This is a genomic window from Bauldia sp. (assembly GCA_037200845.1).
Lineage (GTDB): Bacteria > Pseudomonadota > Alphaproteobacteria > Rhizobiales > Kaistiaceae > DASZQY01.
This window is the reverse complement of sequence record JBBCGQ010000001.1, coordinates 2,659,524-2,676,157: the sequence shown is the minus strand read 5'-3', so window position 1 is coordinate 2,676,157 and position 16,634 is coordinate 2,659,524. Positions and strand designations below refer to the sequence as shown.

Here is a 16,634-nt window from a genome sequence, read left to right as displayed (position 1 = left end):
TCCGCGCTAGGCGAGGCTGCGCACCGGCCGGCAGGGGTTGCCGTAGGCGAGCATGTCCGGCGGGATCGATTTGGTGACGACGCTGCCCGCGCCGATGGTGCAGCGGGCGCCGATAGTGACGCCGGGCAGCACGATGACGCCGGCGCCGATCCACACGTCGTCGCCGATGACGATGGGCGCGCCGATGGTGACTTCCTTCGTCTGCCCGGTGACCGGATCGCGGCGTTTGCGATCGGCGGCGCGCGGCGGATGCCCCGATGCCATGATCATCACCGAGGGACCCATCGCGACGCCGTTGCCGATGGTGACCGGAAATGCCGCGAGGAACGTGCTGTTCACGTTGATGAAGACGTCGTTGCCGATCGAGATGTTGACGCCGACGTCCATGTTGAGCCCGGGCATCACGAGCACGTTGGTGCCGACCTTGCCGAAAAACTGCCGCATCAACTCGGTGCGCTGGTCGAACTCGCTGACGGGCAGGGCGTTGAAGCGATCGACCAGGGCTCGCGTCTTGATCAGGTCCGCGATCAGGGTCGGGTCGGGCATCTCGAAGTGCTCGCCGCGCCGGACGCGATCGAGCCAGGTTACGCCGTTGTCTCCGTCCGCCATCGCTCCCCCCGTTTTCAGGGAGTGAGGCAGCGCGCACCGGCAGTGTCAACTCGCCGTTGTGCCGCTTCGACCTTGTCCGACGCGGTCGGGAACAGCACCTCGGACGCGACTATGAGCCGTTTGCCGACGACGAAGACGTTGGGGTTGTCGCCACAGCCTCACAGACCGCGCCTACAACCGGTGGGTGGTGTTTAGCGTACTACCCCGCGCTGTTACGGCTCTCCACCGTTTGTTTGGCTCGAAGGGCGAGTCGGCGGGCCGGTTGTGGCCCGTTTGCCACGCGCGGCGGTAGTCCGGGCCCTGGGGCAGGGCGGCTCTGGTATCCTGGGTGAAACTGCCCTAAACAGGCGCCCGTCAACGACTTGCCGCTATCCACCCTAAAGCCACCGGCCCCGCCGGGGGCGCTTCGTCGTCCGCATTTCTGCTGACCAGATCCGGCCGCGCCGGCGGTTAGTCAGAGCCGCCTGCCACCTGGAGCTTCGCCTTGTTTCGTTTCTTCGAAACCCTGATCTCGCCCTATCCGCCGGAGGACGGTACGCGTCCGCCGGGCAAGCTGCTGGCGTTCCTCTATTACTATTCGCGCCCGGCGCTGCCCTACCTGGCGCTGATGGCGCTGCTGACGGCGATTCTGTCGGTGGTCGAGATCGGCTTCATCCAGTTTTCCGGCGACCTGATCGACTGGATGGGCAAGGCGGACCGCGCCGGGTTCGTCGCGCAGTACGGCGGCCAGCTCTGGTTCTGGGGGCTGGTCGTGCTCATCGCCGTGCCGGCGCTGACGCTGTTTGCCTCGCTGTTCCAGTTCCAGACGACGTTCGGCGTCTATCCGATGCTGGTGCGCTGGCGCGCGCATCGCCAGATGCTCGGGCAGTCGCTGTCGTTCTTCAACGACGAATTCGCCGGCCGCGTTTCGCAGAAGGTGATGCAGACGGCGCTGGCCGTGCGCGACACCGTCACCAAGGTCGTCGACGTCGGTGTCTACATCATCACCTACTTCATCGGCACGGTGTTCCTTCTCGGGCAGAGCGATCTGTGGATGGTCGCGATCCTGGTCGTGTGGCTCGCCGCCTACATCGGGCTGATCGCGTGGTTCGTGCCGCGACTCGGCAAGGTCGGCGAGCAGCAGGCCGATGCGCGGGCGCAGATGACCGGTCGCGTCGTCGATAGCTACACCAACATCCAGACGGTGAAGCTGTTCGCCCATACCGACCGCGAGCAGGGCTACGCCCGCGACGCGATGAACGAGTTCCTGGTCACCGTGCAGCGGCAGGGCCGCATGTTCACCAGCCTGTCGCTCTACCTGACGGTGATGAACTCGGCGCTGGTCGCGGCCGTCGCCGGCCTGTCGATATACGGGTGGACGCGGTCGTTCGTCACCGTCGGCGGCATCACCATCGCGATCAGCCTCGTGATGCGGCTGCGGTCCATGTCGCAGTGGATCCTGTGGGAGGTCGCCGGCCTGTTCGAGTCGATCGGCACGGTCGAGGACGGCATGGGCATGCTGACCAAGCCGGTCTCCATCCTCGACAAGGCCGGGGCAAAGGAACTCGTCGTGTCGCAGGGCGTCGTCGAATTCGACCACGCCCGCTTCCACTACGGCCGCGCGACGAAGGTGATCGAGGATTTCTCGCTGACCATTCACCCCGGCGAGAAGATCGGCCTGGTCGGCCGTTCGGGCGCCGGCAAGTCGACGCTGGTCAACCTGCTCTTGCGTTTCTACGACCTCGAGGGTGGCCATATCCGCATCGACGGGCAGGACATCGCGTCGGTGACGCAGGAGTCGCTCCGCCGGCAGATCGGCATGGTGACACAGGACACCTCGCTGCTGCATCGCTCGGTGCGCGAGAACATCGCCTACGGCCGGCCGGATGCGACCGAGGCCGAGATCGTCGAGGCGGCGAAGCTCGCCCACGCCGACGAGTTCATCCAGACGCTGATCGACCCGAAGGGACGCACCGGCTACGACGCCCACGTCGGCGAGCGCGGCATCAAGCTCAGCGGCGGCCAGCGCCAGCGGGTCGCGATCGCGCGCATCTTCCTGAAGAATGCGCCGATCCTCATCCTCGACGAAGCGACCTCGGCGCTCGATTCGGAAATCGAGGCGGCGATCCAGGAGACGCTTTACGGCCTGATGGCCGGCAAGACCGTCATCGCGATCGCGCACCGCCTGTCGACCATCGCCGCCATGGATCGCCTCGTCGTGCTCGATAAGGGCCGCGTGGTCGAAGTCGGCCGGCACGACGAACTGCTGCGCAACAACGGCCTCTACGCCTCGTTATGGAGCCGCCAGTCGGGCGGTTTCCTCGATCCGGAAGCGATCGGGCAGGCGGCGGAATAACGCATTTCCCGCCGGGCGGTTGCAAAGCCGCCCGGTTGGGTCTCTATCGCGACCTTCGGACGACGGCTGATTTCCCATGATTTTTCGATCGATCACCGGTTTCTTCGAAAGCCTCATCGACCCCTTCCGGCGGCATGACCCGAGCATGCCACCGCCGGCGCTCTATGCCTTCTACTGGCACTACACCAAGCAGGTGTGGCCGGTGCTGGTCGCGCTCATGTTCGTCGGGCTGTTCGTGTCGCTGATCGAGGTGTCGATCTTCCGCTACGCCGGCGACCTGGTCGACATGCTCAGCCACACGACGCCGCAGAACATGCTGCGCGACTATGGCTGGACGTTCGCGTGGATGGCGTTCGTCGTGGTGCTGGCGCGGCCGGTGTTCAACATCCTGCACGACCTGCTCGTGCAGCAGTCGCTGGCGCCGTCGTTCACCAATCTCGTGCGCTGGCAGACGCACCGCTATGTGCTGCGGCAGACCGTCGGTTTCTTCACCAACGATTTTGCCGGCCGCATCGCTTCCAAGATCATCCAGACCGGGCCGGCCTTGCGCGAATCCGTCGTGCAGGTGTGCGACGCGCTGTGGTTCGTCACGATCTACTCGATCAGCTCGCTGGTGCTGTTCGGGCAGATCCAGTTGTGGCTGACGGTGCCGCTGGCGATCTGGATCGTCTGCTTCGTCTTCGTGCTCTACTATTTCGTGCCGCGTATCCGCGAACGCTCGGTGATCGTGTCGGAAGCGCGCTCGATGCTCACCGGGCGCATCGTCGATAGCTACACCAACATCCAGACCGTGAAGCTGTTCGCGCACACCTCGCGCGAGGACGACTACGCACTGGATGCCGTCAGCGACCACCAGAAGAAGTTCCAGCGCTCGACGCGCATGATCACCGCGATGTCGACGTCGGTGGTCATCATGAACGGGCTGCTGATCGGCGGCACCGCGGCGCTCGGCGTCGTGCTGTGGGCGCATGGCGCCATGACGCTCGGCGCGCTGACCATCGCGGCGGGGCTCGCCTTCCGCATCGCGACGATGTCGGGCTGGATCATGTGGACCTCGATCGGCATCTTCGACAACGTCGGCGCCGTGCAGGAAGGCATGGAGACGATCGCCCGCCCGCAAGAGCTCGTCGACAAGCCGCGCGCCGGCGAGATGAAGGTGACCAAGGGCGAAATCCGCTTCGAGAACGTCACGTTCCACTACGGCCGCAAGAGCGGCATCATCGAGAACCTGTCGCTGACCATAAAGCCCGGCGAGAAGGTCGGGCTGGTCGGCCGCTCGGGCGCCGGCAAGTCGACTATCGCCAACCTGCTGCTGCGCTTCTACGACCTCGAGGGCGGGCGCATCGTCATCGACGGGCAGGACATCGCGCAGGTGTCGCAGGATTCGCTGCGCGCCCAGATCGGCCTGATCACGCAGGACACCTCGCTGCTGCACCGCTCGATCCGCGACAACATCCTCTACGGCAAGCCGGAAGCGGGCGACGATGCGATGATCGAGGCGGCGCGGCAGGCGCATGCCGACGGCTTCGTGCCGGGCCTGTCCGACCACTACGGCCGCATCGGCTTCGACGCGCACGTCGGCGAGCGCGGCGCGAAACTTTCCGGCGGCCAGCGCCAGCGCGTCGCCATCGCGCGCGTGCTTCTCAAGGACGCGCCGATCCTGGTGCTCGACGAGGCGACCTCGGCGCTCGATTCGGAAGTCGAGGCGGCGATCCAGGAAAGCTTCTACCGCCTGATGGTCGGCAAGACCGTCATCGCCATTGCCCACCGGCTGTCGACCATCGCGGCGATGGACCGGCTGGTCGTGCTCGACCACGGCCAGATCGTGGAAATGGGCAAGCACGCCGACCTCGTCCGCCAGGGCGGCCTCTACGCTTCGCTGTGGAGCCGGCAGTCGGGCGGCTTCCTTGATCCGGCGCCGGAGCGGGCCGAGGCGGGGCCGGCGCCGTATGTGGAGACCGCGGCGGCGGAGTAGGGCATCTCCCTCCGCTCCTCCCTGCGAAAGCGGGGCCTAGGAGGATAGGGACGGCGGCTGTTGCATATCCCCGCGACTCTCAAGCGGAACACCTGGGTCCCCGTTTTCGCGGGGACGAGCGGGCAGAGGGAGCGGCGCTTCGCCGCGAGCGGGTCAGCGGGCTGGCCCAATCCCCCCAAAACCGCGACAATGTGCGCATTCGGCCCGGCTACTCTGGACAAGTCCTAAGCCGGGTCGCTAAACAATCCGCGACCCGGCGGGCCTTTCTGGCGCTGGATTCGGGGCTTAGGAGCTGTCTTGGCGACTGAAACCATCATCGGCACCGCCCCGCACGGGGACAAGCCGGAACCCTCCCGCCGCGACTTTCTCTATATCGCCACCGGCGCCGTTGGTGTCGTGGGCGCTGCGCTCGTCGCCTGGCCGCTGGTCGACCAGATGAATCCCGATCAGGCGGCGCTGGCGCTGGCGACCATCGAAGTCGATATCGCCGCCGTCGGCGAGGGCGAGTCGATCACCGTAAAATGGCGCGGCAAGCCGGTGTTCATCCGCAACCGCACGGCCAAGGAAATTTCCGATGCCAAGGCGGTGGCGCTGTCCGACCTCAAGGATCCGGTGGCGCGCAACGACAATCTGCCGGCGAACGCCATGGCGACCGACGACAACCGTTCTGCCTCGGGCAAGGAAAACTGGCTGATCATGCTGGGCGTATGCACGCACCTGGGCTGTGTGCCGCTCGGGCAGCAGGGCCTCTACGGCGGCTGGTTCTGCCCGTGCCACGGCTCGCAGTACGACACCGCCGGGCGCATCCGGCAGGGGCCGGCGCCGCAAAATCTCGAGGTGCCGAAGTATTCCTTCACTACCGACACCACGATCCTGATCGGCTGAGGCGGGGCGGGCGACAGACCATGGACGGACATTCGACCTACACCCCGAAAAGCGGCTTCGCCAAATGGTTCGAGGCGCGGCTGCCGATCGTCGGCTTCATATATCCGTCGTTCGTCGCCTATCCGACGCCGAAGAACCTGAACTACTGGTGGAACTTCGGCGCCATCCTCGTCTTCATGCTGGTGGCGCAGATCGTCACCGGTGTCGTGCTCGCCATGAACTACACGCCGAACGCCAACCTGGCGATGGATTCGGTCGAGCACATCATGCGCGACGTGAACTACGGCTGGCTGATCCGCTATCTGCACGCCAACGGCGCGTCGCTGTTCTTCTTCTCGGTCTACATCCACATGCTGCGCGGGCTCTACTACGGCTCGTACAAGGAGCCGCGCGAGATTCTCTGGATCCTAGGCGTCATCATCTTCCTGCTCATGATCGGCACGGCCTTCTTCGGCTACGTGCTGCCGTGGGGGCAGATGTCGTTCTGGGGTGCGACGGTCATCACCAACCTGTTCTCGGCGATACCGCTGGTCGGCGACGCGATCCACACGCTGCTCATCGGCGGGTTCGCGATCGACAACCCGACGCTCAACCGCTTCTACGCGCTGCACTACCTCTTGCCGTTCATGATCGCCGGCGTGGTCGTGCTGCACATCTGGGCGCTGCACATTCCCGGCAACGGCAATCCGACCGGCGTCGATGTGAAGAGCGGCCAGGACACGGTGCCGTTCCACCCGTACTACACGATCAAGGATTTCTTCGGCCTCAGCGTCTTCCTGCTGCTGTTCGCCTGGCTGGTGTTCTACGTGCCGAACTACACCGGCGAGCCCGACAACTACATTCCGGCCAACCCGCTGCAGACGCCGGCGCACATCGTGCCGGAATGGTACCTGCTGCCGTTCTACGCAATCCTGCGCGCCATTCCGGACAAGCTGTTCGGCGTCGTCGCCATGTTCTCGGCGATCGCGGTGCTTGCCTTCCTGCCCTGGCTCGACACATCGCGCGTGCGCTCGGCGACCTTCCGCCCGATCTACCGCCAGTTCTTCTGGATCTTCGTCATCTGCGCGATCGGCCTCGGCTACCTCGGCTCGCAGCCTCCGGAGGGCGGCTTCGTCATCGCGGCGCGCATCCTCACGGTCTACTACTTCGCGTTCTTCCTGGTCATCATGCCGGTGGTGGGACTGCTCGAGCGGCCGAAGGCGCTGCCGACCAGCATCACCGAGGCGGTGCTGGCGAAGAATGCTGCCGCCGCGGCGAAGGTCTGATCCCATGAAACTCGCCGCCGCCGTCTTCTCCGCAGCGCTCGCCGCGATCACGCTGCCGGCCTTTGCGCAGGATGCCGCGGCGCCTGCCGCCGCTCCCGCTGCCGAGGCGCCCGCGGCTGCTGTCCCGGCGGCGCCCGCCGCCGCGGAACCGGCGGCCGAGCCCGCCGAAGCCGGCGAGGCGCATTTCCCGATCAAGCTGCCCGAGTTGCAGAGCTGGTCGTTCGCCGGTCCGTTCGGCAGGTACGACACGGCGCAGCTCCAGCGCGGCTACCAGGTCTACAAGGAAGTCTGCTCCGCCTGTCACTCGATGAAGTACCTCTACTTCCGTAACCTCGGCGACGAGGGCGGGCCGCACTTCACCGACGACGAGGTCAAGTCGCTCGCCGCATCGTTCCAGGTCCAGGACGGGCCGAACGAGGCCGGCGACATGTTCGAGCGGGCCGGCAAGCCGTCGGATCATTTCCCGGCGCCGTTCCCGAACACGCAGGCCGCTGCTGCCGCCAACGGCGGCGCCGCGCCGCCCGATCTGTCGCTGATGGCCAAGGCACGCGGCGCGCCGCGCGGCGTCTTCTGGGCGATCATCGATTTCTTCACGCAGTACCAGGAGGGTGGGCCGGACTACATCCACGCGCTGCTCACCGGCTTCCAGGATCCGCCCCCGGGCGTGACGATCCCCGACGGCACCCACTACAACCCGTACTTCCTCGCCGCCGCGTCGCTGAAGATGCCGCCGCCCCTGTCTGACGGCGTGGTGACCTACACCGACGGCAGCCCGCAGACGGTCGACCAGTACGCGCACGACGTCGCCGCGTTCCTGATGTGGACGGCGGAGCCGCACCTGGTCGAGCGCAAGCGCATCGGCTTCATGGTGTTCATCTTCCTGCTGGTGTTCGCCGGACTGATGTACCTGACCAAGAAGCGGGTGTGGGAAGGCGTCGCGCACTAGCGCGGAGCCCTCACTGCAGGAAATAGCGGCGGGCCGAGCGTTTAACCGCGGCAAGGTCCTTTTCGCCGAGCGTGCCGATCCGTTTCAGGATGATCTGGTTCGGCAGCGTGAACAGCTTCCAGCGGATAACGGAGCGACGGGCGAGGCCGGCGCGCTTGCCGTCGCCGATGACGATGTCGCTCGGCCATGCCGAGTTTGCACCGGTGGTGATCATCGCGAGGACCGACTGATCGTGCTCCTCGTTGAAGGCGGCGCTGGAAAAGACCAGCGCTGGCCGGGTCTTCGAAATCGGCCGGTCGACGAACGGAAATGGCACGACCACGACGTCGGCGAAGCTACAGATCACGGTAGGCCTCGTCGTCCTCCTTCGAGTCCCATTCGCCGAGCGTCGCGGGCAGGGCGGTGAGGTAGCTGTCGGCGGTCACGACCTCGCGCAGCGGCACGACCTTCTGCGTGGCGCTCTGGCGCAGGCGGGACCAGACTTCGCGCATCTTGCCGATCGGCTTGATGCCCAGGGTCGGGCGCCCGTCGCTGCCGTCGCGCATGCGCTCCCACTGGCCGACGACGCCGTCGACCTCGAGATCGAGCACTTGACGGGGGCGCAGGCCCCGAATTCGTTCCTGCAGGCCGGGGTCGCCCTCGATGCCCTTTATCCAGATCGCGTCGTCGTTGATCTTGATCGTCGCCATGGTTTCGTTCTCCGATGGCGATGAACATAGGGGCGGGGTGGGGGTGGGGTCAAGCCCAGCCAGAAAAAGATCAACCGCGCCGGTTGCCCAGGCGCGGTTGATTTGAAGCTACGCGATGAAGCGGCGGCTCTAGCCTTTCGCCGAGACCACGTTCTTGTGCTTGAAATGGAAGGGCAGCAGGCAGCTCAGGAGGGCGCGGACGTGATCGCCCTTCTCGGCCTTCCTGATGCCGCGGGCGTCGTCAGCATCTACCTTGCCGAGCGTGAGGCCGGCGCAAAGCATGAAGCCGACGGTGGCCAGCATCGGCAGAGGACCCGGATCGGCGACGAGCGGCGGGCAGGGAAGACGGATGACGGCATTGGCGGCGATCGGCTGCGCGGCGAAGCCGATGACGGCGAGCGCCGCAATTGCATTGGGGATGGTGCGTTTCATGATTAGCAATTCCCAGATCTGTCATGACACGCCGCACCTGCCGCGACCGTAACATGCTCGGCGAGGCCGCCAAGCCGCTCGGAAATCAAGATTAAGTCTTAGTTAATCCGCGCGTTTCGGCGCCGCGCCGCATGGCTTTGCCGGCGCGTGTTTGCTAAGAGCGGGGCGGCAGAGGCGCGTCTCTTCGGGGGGCCCATGACCGCGACCGTCGATATCAAGGCGCTGATCCGCACGATCCCGGATTATCCGAAACCCGGCATCCTTTTCCGCGACATCACCACGCTGATCGCCGACCCCGTCGGGCTGCGCGCTGCCGTCGATGGACTCGTGCTGCCGTTCATTACGCAGCGCATCGACTACGTCGCCGGCATCGAGGCGCGCGGTTTCATCCTCGGCGGGGCGGTGGCGCATGCGCTCGGCCGCGGCTTCGTGCCGATCCGCAAGAAGGGCAAGCTGCCGGCGCGCACCATCGGCCAGGAGTACAGCCTCGAGTACGGCGTCGACACCATCGAGATTCACGCCGACGCGATCCACAAGGGCGCGCGCGTGCTGCTGGTTGACGATCTCATCGCCACGGGCGGCACGGCGGAAGCGGCGATCGAGCTCATCCGCCGCTCCGGCGGCGACATCGTCGCGGCGGCGTTCGTCATCGACCTGCCGGATCTCGGCGGCGCCCGCCGCATCGCCGCCAAGGACGTCAAACTGCACACCCTCGTCAGCTTCGAAGGACACTGATCGCATGGCCGAGTTCCACATCTACATCGGCTATCGCACGCTCTCGTCGTGGTCGCTGCGCGGCTGGCTGCCGATGAAGAAAAGCGGCGCGCCGTTCGAGGAGACGGTGATCCGCTACCGCACCTTCGAGGGCAAGGCGCGGCTCAACCAGCTTTCGCCGACCGGCAAGGTGCCGTTCCTGGTGCACCAGCGCGACGGCCGCGAGATCAGGGTGTGGGACTCGCTCGCCGTCGGCGAATACCTCGCCGAATTTTTCGCGGACGCGAAGCTGTGGCCGGAGCAGGCGGCGGCGCGCGCCTATGCGCGCTCGATTTCGGCGGAGATGCACTCCGGCTTCCGGCCGCTGCGCGAGCATCTGCCGATGGCGCTGCTCGATCGACACAACAACCCCAACCATCCGGGCGCCAACGCCGACATCGCGCGCATCGAGAAGATGTGGCGCGAGGCGCGCGAAAGCTGGGGCAAGACGGGCGGCGGGCCGTTCCTCTTCGGCCGCTGGACGATCGCCGATGCGATGTACGCGCCGGTGGTGACGCGCTTCCGCACCTACGGCGTCAAGCTTGGCGCGACGGGCGCGGCCTACATGGAGGCGGTACTCGCCGATCCGGCTTTCCGCGAATGGGAAGACAAGGCGAAGAAGGACCCGCCGCCGGAGCCGCAGACGGATTAGGGCTGGCCCTGCGGAGCCGTCGAATGGAAATGGAAGGGCGGGGCCTGCCTGTCTCCGCTCATCCCCGCGCAAGCGGCAATCCATGTGGGAGGAGTATCCCCGTTCCGGCAGACCACATTTGCTGACCGCGATACATGGACCCTCGCTTGAAGGGATGAGCGGGAGGAATGGACATGCCGCCACCAGGACGAGCGAACGCGCCTAAGTAAGCCGGCAAACTATTTTTCCGAATCCCTGTCGCGATGCCGTTGCTCTGTTTGCTATGCTCGATGCATCTGGCTGGTGGGCCCGAACCATTCCTGTCAACAGAGAGGCGAACTCGATGTACGGCAAAGCATTCCTGGCGGCGCTTGCGCTTGCCATCCCGATGAGCAGTGCCTACGCGGCCGATCCGGTGCCGCAGAACGATCTCCTGAATGCCACCCTGTGGGTCTCGAACTCGATCGAGTTCAAGGCCAACACGCTGTCGATGTACCAGTTGGCGAAGATCCGCCTCGACGAGGCGCTCGCCGACAAGTCGTGGAGCGCGCTCGGGCAGACCGACGCCGCCGACAAGCCGCTGGCCATCATCACCGACATGGACGAGACGATGCTCGACAACGGCGGCTACGAGTCGTGGCTGATCAAGGCCGGGCAGGATTACGCCGGCAAGACGTACGATGCGTGGACGAAGGCGCAGGCGGCGAAGGCAGTGCCCGGCGCGCTCGACTTCCTCAAGTATGCCGACTCCAAGGGCGTGAAGATTTTCTACGTCACCAACCGCGACGAGACGCAGGAGGCCGACACACGCAAGAATGCCGAGGCGCTCGGCTTCCCGATGGGCGGCAACGTCGACACGTTCCTGTTTTCCAAGGAGCAGCCCGACTGGACGTCGAAGAAGGGCACGCGGCGCGACTTCGTCGCCAAGGACTATCGCGTGCTGCTGATGCTCGGCGACAACTGGGGCGATTTCTCCGACGATTTCGGCGGCTCCGAAACCGAACGCCAGGCGTCGTTGGACAAGAACATCGCCCACATCGGACACGACTGGATCGTGATCGCCAACCCGGAATACGGCTCGTTCGAATCCGCACCGTTCGGCAACGACTACAAGAAATCGGCCGACCAGCGGCGGCAGGAAAAGATCGACGCGCTGCCGGCCTGGGCGGGCCCGCCGGCGCAGTAACGCATTCGTGTAACGGGGCGCCGTGGAAACACGGCGCTCCGCCCGGTTACGCGGGCGTGACTTTCAGCCGGTCGTAGTGCACGCTTTCGTACAGAAGGAGTCCCCGGGAAGGGGGATTTCCGGGACGAATGCGGTGACTGACACAACCTATCCGGGCCGTCTGGCCGATCGCCTTGCGGGGATCGCCGATCCGGCAGCGTTTGCCGACGGCATCTTCCGCTTTTCGCCGTTCGGCATCGCGATCTTTGCCAGCGACGGCCATTGCGTGCTCGCCAATCCGGCGTTCAAGGATCTGTTCGGTTCGGTGCCGCCGCCGGAATACTCGCTGTTCGAGGACGATATCGGCGAGCGGCTCGGCATCGTCGCGATCCTGCGGCGCGCCTTCGAGGGCGAGCGCGTCACGACGCCGCCGTTCGAGTACGACGCCAGCCAGCTCCAGAACGTCAGGGTCGCGGGGCGGCGCGTGCAGATCGAGATGAGCGCGTTTCCGCTGCCGGAGGCCGACGGCACCATCCGCCACGTCGCCATGGTCTATCGCGACGTCACCGAGGGCATGCTGGCGCGCGAGCAGCTCAGCCACGCGCAGAAGCTCGCCGCCGTCGGTCAGCTCACCGCCGGCATCGCGCACGACTTCAACAATCTGCTGACGGTCATCCTGAACGGCATCGAGGATGCGCTGCCGGTGGTCAGCGACCCTGTCATCCGCGCCTCGCTGCAGGCGGCGGCGAGGGCGACGGGGCTCGCCGAAGCGACGACGCGCCGGCTGCTCACCTTCGGGCGGCGGCAGGCGCTGACGCCCGCCGCGGTCGACGTCGGCGAGGAGATCACCAGCCTTGCCGATCTTCTGCGCCGCACGCTGCCGCCTTCGGTCGAGGTGAAGATCGCGGTGGCGCACGACATTCCGCGCTGCCTGCTCGACCGCGACCAGTTGCAGAGCGCGCTGGTCAATCTGGCGCTCAACGGCCGCGACGCGATGCCGGAAGGCGGAACGATCACCATCGCGGCGGAGAACATCGCGATCGACGAGAAATTCACCGAGAGCGACGGCGAGGCCGTGCCCGGCGACTACGTGCTGATCTCGGTTGCCGACACCGGCACGGGCATGACGGCGGAAGTGCGCGAACGGGCGATCGAGCCGTTCTTCACCACCAAGGACGCCGAGCACGGCAGCGGGCTCGGTCTTTCCGGCGCCTACGGCTTCGCGCGCCAGTCGGGCGGGCTGCTCCGCCTCTACAGCGAGCCCGGGCACGGGACGACGGTCCGACTCTACCTGCCGTGCCGCCCCGTCGGGCCAGCGTCGGCGCCGGCGGAGCGACCCCAGCCGGGCACGGTCGAGATGGCGCGCAATCGCGAGGTCGTGCTGGTCGTCGACGACGATCCCGACGTCTTCAAGGTGGCGAAGTCGCGCGTCGAGCGGCTGGGCTATCGCGTGCTCTCCGCGATCGACGGGCCGTCGGCGCTTGCGGTCGTCGATACGGGCACGCCGATCGACGTGCTGTTCACCGACGTTTTCCTGCGCGGGCCGATGCAGGGACCGGCGCTGGCGAAGATCGTCGCGGAAAGATTGCCGGACGTGCGGGTGCTGTTCACGTCGGGCCACGCGCACCCGCTGGCCGGCCAGCAATTCTCGCGGCTGGGGCTGGTGCTGCCCAAGCCTTACCTCGACCTCGATCTGTCGCGGAAGCTGCGCCAGGCGCTCGACGGCCGGCCGTTCCGCTCGCTCGCCGAGGGCGACCGGCTGCTCGACCGGACATGAAAAAACGCCGGCCCCGCGATGCGCGGGACCGGCGATTTCACGCTGCCGGTTAGCCGGCCTGCAAGTTCTGGCAGAACTGGATGACGCCCAGGTTGCCGACCGCCGAGCCGTCGGACAGGACCCGCGAGCATGTGGCACGGAGGCCCGTCTGATCGTCAGACGAGAGCCCGGCGAAGAAATTCTGCACGGTCTCCGGCGTATTGCCGGCGTTGCTGATGTCGATGCCCAGCACAGCCCTGCCGGTGAGGTCAGTGTTCGCGGAGGTTGACTCCGAGTTGTCGGTGGCGGCCGGGGTGACATCCTCGGCGAACGACGTGGCGGCTGCGGCGATCGTGAACAGCGCCGCGGCGGATAGGGCGAGAAGTCCGTGGGAGGTTTTCATTTTCAGTCTCCTGGTTGCTCAGTCCCGCAGCCTCAGGAGAACGTGTTGCGACAGCCGCCGTTCCGGTCGGCCCTTCACAGTTTGGGTCACGACATTGTTGATAGTTAGAATGAGAATAAACGCCGCGACACGCCGTCACACGTTGAAGCGGAAGAGCATCACGTCGCCGTCGGCGACCACGTATTCCTTGCCTTCGTCGCGCGCCTTGCCGGCGTCCTTGGCTGCCTGTTCGCCGCCGAGCCGCACGTAATCGTCGAAGGCGATGGTCTGGGCGCGGATGAAGCCCTTTTCGAAATCGGTGTGGATCACGCCCGCCGCCTGCGGCGCGCGGTCGCCCTTGTGCACCGTCCAGGCGCGCACTTCCTTCGGTCCGGCGGTGAAATACGTGATCAGGCCGAGCAGCGCGTAGCCGGCGCGGATCAGGCGGTCGAGGCCGGGCTCCTCCAGGCCGATAGTGGCGAGGAATTCCTTCTGCTCGGCATCGGGGAGCTGCGCGATTTCCGCCTCGATTGCCGCGGAGATCATGACGAAGCCGGCGCCTTCCAGTTTCGCCAGCGCCTCGACGGCCTTGGAGTGCCGGTTGCCAGCGGCGGCGGAGCCTTCGTCGACGTTGGCGACGTAGAGGATCGGCTTCGAGGTCAGAAGATTGAGCGCGCGGAAGGCGGCTTCCTCGCCCTTCGGCACGTCGACCAGGCGCGCCGGCTTGCCGGCGTTGAGCAGTTCCAGCGCCGCATCCATCAGCGCGACCTCGGCCTTCGCCTCCTTGTCGCCGCCCTGCGCTTTCTTGCGCTGGGCCGTCACACGCCGCTCGAGCGAGGCGAGATCGGCGAGCATCAATTCGGTGTTCACGGTCTCGGCGTCGGCGACGGGATCGACGCGGCCCTCGACGTGGGTGACGTCAGTGCCGTCGAAGCAGCGCAGCACATGCAGGTTGGCGTCGACCTCGCGGATGTTGGCGAGGAACTGGTTGCCCAGCCCTTCGCCCTTGGAGGCGCCGCGCACGAGACCGGCGATATCGACGAACGAAATGCGCGTCGGCACGATCTGCTGCGGATGGACGACGGCCGCGAGCTTCTCCAGCCGCGGATCGGGCACCGCGACCTCGCCGGTGTTCGGCTCAATGGTGCAGAACGGATAGTTCGCCGCCTGCGCCGCGGCGGTGCGCGTCAGGGCGTTGAAAAGCGTCGACTTGCCGACATTCGGCAACCCGACGATGCCGCAGCGGAAACCCATCGGTCATTCCTTCGAGGGAGGGGATTTGGCGGTGGTTCTAGTGAGGCAAGGGGGATTGGGCAAGACTGGAGGCTTGTGGCTGGGCGCGGCTGCTTGAAGAAGGAGGGACACCCCTCCTCAAACCGCCTTCGGCGGTTTGACCCTCCCACAAGGGAGGGTCACTTTGTTGAAACATCGCGCTTCACCAAACTCCGCTTGAGCCCTCCCCTTGTGGGAGGGCCAAAACCGCAACGCGGTTTTGGGGAGGGGTGTCTCTCATCCTCGCAGCCACGAGTGTCTCTCATCCACAGCGGTCACCCGCACTCCTGACAGCAGTTGTCCACGCCGCCCGCTATCCCCAAACCTCAAGAACGGGAGCGAGGCCATGACGACGTTCGTGCTGGTAGGCGGGTTCTGGATCGGCGCCTGGGCGTGGCGCGACGTGGCGGCGCGGCTGAAGGTTGCCGGCCACCGCGCGTTCCCGCTCAGCCTGACGGGCCTCGGCGAGCGCAAGGCCGAGGCGTCGCCCGCCATCGGGCTGGAGACGCACGTTGCCGACGTCGTCCATTTCCTCGTCGCCGGCGACCTGCATGACGTCGTGCTGGTCGGCCACAGCGGCGCCGGCGCCATCGTCGATATCGTCGCGGCGCGCGTGCCCGATCGGGTCGCCAGTCTCGTCTTCGTCGATTCGGGTCCGGTGCCGGAAGGCAAATGCATCGCCGATTTCTCCGGCCCGAACGGCCGTGCCGACGCCATCGCCGCGGCGGTCGGCGGGCGCCTGCCGCTGCCATCGTGGGAGGCGCTGGGCGAGGCGGCGCTGGCCGGCCTCGACGATGCCAACCGCTCATTCTTCCGTCATCTCGCGGTGCCGCAGCCGCTGAAGGTCGCAACCGACCTAGTGCACCTCCGCGGCTCGCATCGGCCGCACGTGCCGCGCCGCGCGATCCTCTGCACCATCCCGCTCGACGCGGTGCGCCAGATGATCGCCTCCGGCGATCCGTGGTTCGCGCCCATGGCCGGGCGGGAGTGGACGCTGGAATCGCTGCCGACCGGGCACTGGCCGATGTTGTCGGAGCCGGTGAAGCTCGCCGACATGATCGCGCGCCGTCATCCGGTTTCCTCGATCGGCGCGGTCGACGGTCTGGACTGGGGCGCGCGGCGCAAGCGCCTTGCCGCTGCGGTTTGATTAACCGACCTCGCGATCCGTCGCGACGGTGTGCAGTTCCGAACAGTCAGCCGCGACGTCCGCTGCTTAATCTTCGGATCAGCGGCGACGAGGAGGTCTGACTGTCATGTCACTTCTTGCTGATCTGGATACGCGATTGCACATCCTTGGCTACGCCAGCGTGGCAATCGAAAAGGCGGCACGGCGAAATGCGACGCTGGTCGTCGAGGTGGAAGCGGCGCGCCTGCTCTACGAATATCCCAATTCATCGATGTCGCTCGCCGAGTTGCGCAACCGGATGACGCGGCTCGCCGCGCAGCGCGGCGTGACGGTCGAACTCGGTTCCGGCGCCCCGCCGAGCGGGTAACGATCGACGCCGATTTGTGGCGCTTCGCCGCAGAGCGGTCGCTTGC

17 protein-coding genes are annotated in these 16,634 nt (G+C 66.3%); 11 read left to right on the top strand and 6 right to left on the bottom strand.

Features of this window, described 5'->3' with window-relative positions:
- Nucleotides 1–6: 6 nt before the first annotated feature.
- On the bottom strand, nucleotides 7–609 hold the full coding sequence (locus tag WDM94_13330) for a sugar O-acetyltransferase (protein MEJ0013575.1): 603 nt from the start codon (nucleotides 607–609) through the stop codon (nucleotides 7–9).
- 484 nt (nucleotides 610–1,093) lie between these two features.
- Between WDM94_13330 and WDM94_13325 the strand changes: the two genes are divergently transcribed.
- The 5 genes from WDM94_13325 to WDM94_13305 all read left to right on the top strand — a co-directional run bounded on the left by WDM94_13325 (nucleotide 1,094) and on the right by WDM94_13305 (nucleotide 8,015).
- Nucleotides 1,094–2,944 (top strand): ABC transporter ATP-binding protein, encoded by a 1,851-nt coding sequence (locus WDM94_13325; GenBank protein MEJ0013574.1) that lies wholly within the window; start codon nucleotides 1,094–1,096, stop codon nucleotides 2,942–2,944.
- 76 nt (nucleotides 2,945–3,020) lie between these two features.
- The gene (locus WDM94_13320) at nucleotides 3,021–4,919 is read left to right on the top strand and encodes an ABC transporter ATP-binding protein (protein ID MEJ0013573.1); all 1,899 of its coding nucleotides are present in this window, start codon (nucleotides 3,021–3,023) and stop codon (nucleotides 4,917–4,919) included.
- Between the two features lie 315 nt (nucleotides 4,920–5,234).
- Complete coding sequence (gene petA, locus WDM94_13315; GenBank protein ID MEJ0013572.1) at nucleotides 5,235–5,804, top strand: ubiquinol-cytochrome c reductase iron-sulfur subunit; 570 nt, start codon at nucleotides 5,235–5,237, stop codon at nucleotides 5,802–5,804.
- A gap of 20 nt (nucleotides 5,805–5,824) precedes the next feature.
- Complete coding sequence (locus tag WDM94_13310; protein ID MEJ0013571.1) at nucleotides 5,825–7,069, top strand: cytochrome b N-terminal domain-containing protein; 1,245 nt, start codon at nucleotides 5,825–5,827, stop codon at nucleotides 7,067–7,069.
- Nucleotides 7,070–7,073: 4 nt separating this feature from the next.
- Nucleotides 7,074–8,015, top strand: a complete 942-nt coding sequence (locus WDM94_13305) for a cytochrome c1 (protein ID MEJ0013570.1) — start codon at nucleotides 7,074–7,076, stop codon at nucleotides 8,013–8,015.
- 10 nt (nucleotides 8,016–8,025) lie between these two features.
- On the opposite strand, the gene WDM94_13300 is transcribed toward WDM94_13305, so the two are convergent.
- The 3 genes from WDM94_13300 to WDM94_13290 form a co-directional block, all read right to left on the bottom strand.
- Nucleotides 8,026–8,361: a type II toxin-antitoxin system PemK/MazF family toxin gene (locus WDM94_13300; protein ID MEJ0013569.1), complete on the bottom strand. Its 336-nt coding sequence runs from the start codon at nucleotides 8,359–8,361 to the stop codon at nucleotides 8,026–8,028.
- Nucleotides 8,351–8,704, bottom strand: coding sequence for a hypothetical protein (locus tag WDM94_13295; protein MEJ0013568.1), 354 nt, complete (start codon nucleotides 8,702–8,704; stop codon nucleotides 8,351–8,353). The genes WDM94_13300 and WDM94_13295 overlap by 11 nt, the downstream gene beginning before the upstream one ends.
- Before the next feature lie 129 nt (nucleotides 8,705–8,833).
- On the bottom strand, nucleotides 8,834–9,136 hold the full coding sequence (locus WDM94_13290; protein MEJ0013567.1) for a hypothetical protein: 303 nt from the start codon (nucleotides 9,134–9,136) through the stop codon (nucleotides 8,834–8,836).
- 195 nt (nucleotides 9,137–9,331) lie between these two features.
- On the opposite strand from WDM94_13290, the gene WDM94_13285 reads away from it, so the two are divergent.
- The 4 genes from WDM94_13285 to WDM94_13270 all read left to right on the top strand — a co-directional run bounded on the left by WDM94_13285 (nucleotide 9,332) and on the right by WDM94_13270 (nucleotide 13,462).
- A complete protein-coding gene (locus tag WDM94_13285) occupies nucleotides 9,332–9,871 on the top strand; it encodes an adenine phosphoribosyltransferase (GenBank protein ID MEJ0013566.1) in 540 nt (179 codons plus the stop codon).
- A 4-nt stretch (nucleotides 9,872–9,875) separates the two neighbouring features.
- Entirely contained in the window at nucleotides 9,876–10,541 is a 666-nt protein-coding gene (locus tag WDM94_13280; protein MEJ0013565.1) for a glutathione S-transferase family protein, read from the top strand.
- Between the two features lie 322 nt (nucleotides 10,542–10,863).
- Nucleotides 10,864–11,706, top strand: coding sequence for an HAD family acid phosphatase (locus WDM94_13275; GenBank protein MEJ0013564.1), 843 nt, complete (start codon nucleotides 10,864–10,866; stop codon nucleotides 11,704–11,706).
- Nucleotides 11,707–11,839: 133 nt separating this feature from the next.
- A complete protein-coding gene (locus WDM94_13270; GenBank protein ID MEJ0013563.1) occupies nucleotides 11,840–13,462 on the top strand; it encodes an ATP-binding protein in 1,623 nt (540 codons plus the stop codon).
- A 49-nt stretch (nucleotides 13,463–13,511) separates the two neighbouring features.
- Here the strand turns inward: WDM94_13270 and WDM94_13265 are convergent, their stop codons facing one another.
- Entirely contained in the window at nucleotides 13,512–13,844 is a 333-nt protein-coding gene (locus WDM94_13265) for a hypothetical protein (protein MEJ0013562.1), read from the bottom strand.
- A 135-nt stretch (nucleotides 13,845–13,979) separates the two neighbouring features.
- A complete protein-coding gene (ychF, locus tag WDM94_13260; GenBank protein ID MEJ0013561.1) occupies nucleotides 13,980–15,077 on the bottom strand; it encodes a redox-regulated ATPase YchF in 1,098 nt (365 codons plus the stop codon).
- Between the two features lie 364 nt (nucleotides 15,078–15,441).
- Between ychF and WDM94_13255 the strand changes: the two genes are divergently transcribed.
- Entirely contained in the window at nucleotides 15,442–16,242 is an 801-nt protein-coding gene (locus WDM94_13255) for an alpha/beta hydrolase (GenBank protein MEJ0013560.1), read from the top strand.
- 106 nt (nucleotides 16,243–16,348) lie between these two features.
- Nucleotides 16,349–16,588, top strand: a complete 240-nt coding sequence (locus tag WDM94_13250) for a hypothetical protein (protein MEJ0013559.1) — start codon at nucleotides 16,349–16,351, stop codon at nucleotides 16,586–16,588.
- Nucleotides 16,589–16,634: the final 46 nt, after the last annotated feature.